This window comes from Bartonella sp. AA1HLJMS (assembly GCF_042197445.1).
GTDB lineage: Bacteria > Pseudomonadota > Alphaproteobacteria > Rhizobiales > Rhizobiaceae > Bartonella.
The window spans coordinates 1-2,229 of sequence record NZ_JBHIRW010000121.1 but is presented as its reverse complement, the minus strand read 5'-3'; the positions used below and the strand labels follow the sequence as shown (position 1 = coordinate 2,229).

Genomic DNA, 2,229 nt, shown 5'->3' with positions numbered 1-2,229 from the left:
TGAAGCAGTAGTAGGCAGAGGCAGGTAGAGAATGCTTTCTTCTCTCTAAAACAATAAATCTAAAAACTCTTCTTAGTTGAGATAATACCTTACAACTAACAGCCTAACCCTTACAATAAGGGTTGTTCAACTAAAATTTAAGCTCTGTAATTTTTGTACTTAAAAGGTTCGAATAAACTAAAAGAGGAGCTGCTTTCTTTTACGCTTTTACTTTTCCTTGAACTTAATCACATGTCTATGCGCAAGGGCACATATCCCTATCCTCTGTATAAGGAGCTACAAATCGGATGATTTCTTACCCTACCTTAAATATACTTTTGTGCAAATTACTTTAAAGGTCGTGTTTTATTTTATTCGAAATGCTTTTATGGAAAGGCTTATTGCGCTAAGAGCAAGGAAAAAAAAACGTATAAGGTTCCAGTGATAATGAAGAACTTATCGATGAAGTTTATAATCTTATCTTATTTAATTTCTACTAAATCACCATCAAGCACTATAGGATATTCAGTCGTTTGAAAAAAGGATTTTATTTTTTCAGAGATTGAGGAGTGAATAAATTGAGATTTCTGCATAAAGCAAACATGGAAAAATTGTGATTTATTGATAATGTCTTTTATCAGATAAGAGGATGAGAGGGATGATAAAAGGGCATTTCTCTCAATATCGTAACGTGAATCAATAAACAATAAAACGCCAACACCGTTCTCAAATTGATTGATTATAATGAGTTGAATATCTGTAGCCGAGAGAGTGCAACCTTGAAGATTTAAGACATTTGTAAAATCGTGTACAGAAATTGAAGTTCCCATAATATTATAAAAAGTTGGTGTTCTTCCTTTCAGGTGTAAGGTATGGCCATGATAGCCACAATCGCATGATTGATCATATGCAATATGAACAACATCACCTGTGGCGTGTTCAAGTAATGGTGCATCTTCAGGATAAAAAACAGAGACAATTAATTCATCATTTTCAGGATTTGACTTTACTTGAATGTGATCATAAAGATGATAAATGTCACCATCAATCTTGGAACACTGGAATCCTATTGGACCAGTTTCTTGGGTGGTAAAGCTAAGAGGTTTAATATCTAATTCAAGGATTATGTCTTTTATTTTCGACACAGATTCAGCTTGAAAGGCTTCTCCAAGATAGAATAGGTTTTTTAGAGTTTTTAATTTTTGCTTCCGAGATATTGTAATAAGTTTATCCGCAAAACTTGGCAGGCATATGATGGTATCGATAGAAAATTCTTCGATAGCTGAACTCAAAGTCTCAAGATCAACCATAGAGGCAAATGGATAATATGTTACTTTGAGCAGTCTACAAATTTCATGTGCAAATAAAAATCCCCCCCATAATCCTCCAGCTGTGAGACAATTTGCAACGGCGTTTACAGAGCAATCTTTAAAGACAGTTTCGAGCTTCTTTGCCGCAGAGTGTGTTACAAACTCATAATTGAGCCATTTATGACGAAGTGTTTTGGGCACCCTTGTTGTGCCCCCAGTAGCAAAAATTATATGTGACATTGAAGTTCCTTATTTTTTTTAGTTTGCATGAGGCAAAGGCAAGAAGCAAAGGCGGAGATACCAACAATCATGCAAAAGGTGAAAGCGATGTGATTGTTGAAATGGCTGATGATCCATCCACTTGTCCATGAGCCGGCAGCTTGGCCAATATTTGAAATAACAAGAATATAACTAAAAAGAACACTGGCAGAGAGGGATGTAGTTGTTTTCCCTGCTTGATAGTATATTTCTGGAACCATGACAGATTCATAGACACTGTAGGCAATTAACGCAGTCACAGCGGTAAAGACGCCACCCATGAGGAAAAATGCAGCGAAACTTCCCATAAGCCATAATAGGTAGAAAGTTGATTTATCAGAAAGGCTGAGATGTTTATTGATTATTCCTTGCCAGATACAAATACTGATGCCAACAATTGAAAAGAAAATTCCACTATAAGGGGCGAGATTTCTGTCAAATTTACTGAGAAGTGTTGTGGTGGTGATGAAAATTCCCATGAGGAATGTACAAAGCAAAGCCGTGACCAGCAAATAAGCAATAGAACGATTATGTATTATTGTTTTTAAAGAAGAAAGAAAAGGATTCTTTATTTTTTTATTCTTTTCAAGAGATAATGTTTTATGTGGGTAATGATAAACAATTTGAATGGATAGAACACAAAGATACAAACCAATGAGTGCAAAAAAAACCATTAAGAAGG

Annotated in this window: 1 protein-coding gene and 1 pseudogene; both read right to left on the bottom strand. The window is 35.1% G+C overall.

Features of this window, described 5'->3' with window-relative positions; all coding sequences use genetic code 11:
* Nucleotides 1-461: 461 nt before the first annotated feature.
* Nucleotides 462-1,529: a hypothetical protein gene (locus ACFIQE_RS09720; protein ID WP_375702954.1), complete on the bottom strand. Its 1,068-nt coding sequence runs from the start codon at nt 1,527-1,529 to the stop codon at nt 462-464.
* Nucleotides 1,517-2,229 (bottom strand): annotated as a pseudogene (locus ACFIQE_RS09715) (MFS transporter); the annotation flags it as partial. The gene ACFIQE_RS09720 and the pseudogene ACFIQE_RS09715, both read right to left, overlap by 13 nt.

What these genes read in the sequence shown, in the direction of transcription:
- ACFIQE_RS09720 (WP_375702954.1), bottom strand. Translation starts at nt 1,529, where the DNA reads ATGTCACATATAATTTTTGCTACTGGGGGCACAACAAGGGTGCCCAAA.